General features: G+C 65.3%; 1 protein-coding gene. It reads left to right on the top strand.

From position 1 onward, the window contains the following. Window positions 1-141 precede the first annotated feature (141 nt). Window positions 142-931, top strand: a 790-nt coding sequence (locus AC1DU6_RS33060) for a DnaB-like helicase N-terminal domain-containing protein (protein WP_477862532.1), incomplete at its 3' end; no start/stop codon positions are given.

The raw sequence follows: 931 nt of genomic DNA, 5'->3' as shown, positions 1-931 counted from the left end.
CCCTTGCGCTGCGGCGTCTGACGCCGCAACATTGAAGAAGGCCGAGGCCCCACAGGGTTTCGGCCTTTGGTTTTTCTGGGACGAGTTTTCCCGCTTCGTCCACCGTCTGCTCCCAGTTCGTTCACAGCTTTATCCACAGGCATGTCCGCGATCTTTCCTGCTTCTTCTTCCGCCGCGCCGTATGACGATGAGGTCGCACGCCTGCGCGTGCCGCCGCATTCGGTCGAGGCCGAGCAGAGCGTGCTCGGTGGCCTGCTGATCGACAACTCGGCCTGGGACAAGGCGGCCGACCTGCTGACCGAGACCGACTTCTACCGCTTCGAGCACAAGCATGTATACGCAGCGGTCGGCAAGCTGATCAATGCGGGCAAGCCGGCTGACGTCGTCACCGTCTTTGACGAACTGACCTCGGTGGGGCGCGCCGAGGAATGCGGCGGCCTGGCCTATCTGAATGCGCTGGCCCAGAGCGTTCCAAGTGCCGCCAACCTGCGCCGTTATGCCGAGATCGTTCGCGAGCGGGCCATCCTGCGCAAGCTGGTCGCCACCAGCGACGAGATCGCKACCGCCGCGATGAATCCGCAGGGCCGTGCCGTCACGCAGATCCTGGACGAGGCCGAAGGCAAGATCTTCCGCATCGGCGAGGAGGGCTCTCGCAGCCGCCAGGGTTTCCAGAGCATGGACCAGCTCGTCGTGCAGCTGATCGACCGCGTCAACGAGCTGGCCGAGAGCGGCGCCCAGGACGTGACCGGCGTGCGCACTGGTTTCTACGACCTGGACCGCCAGACCGCCGGCCTGCAGGGCGGCGACCTCATCGTGCTCGCCGCGCGCCCGTCCATGGGCAAGACCGCGTTCGCGGTCAACATCGCCGAGAACGTCGCCATCAACGAAGGCCTGCCCGTCGTCATCTACTCGATGGAAATGGGTGCCGCAC

Source organism: Roseateles sp. P5_B10, from assembly GCF_056400485.1.
The sequence above is the reverse complement of the archived record's forward strand: the minus strand, read 5'-3'. Positions and strand labels throughout refer to the sequence as shown.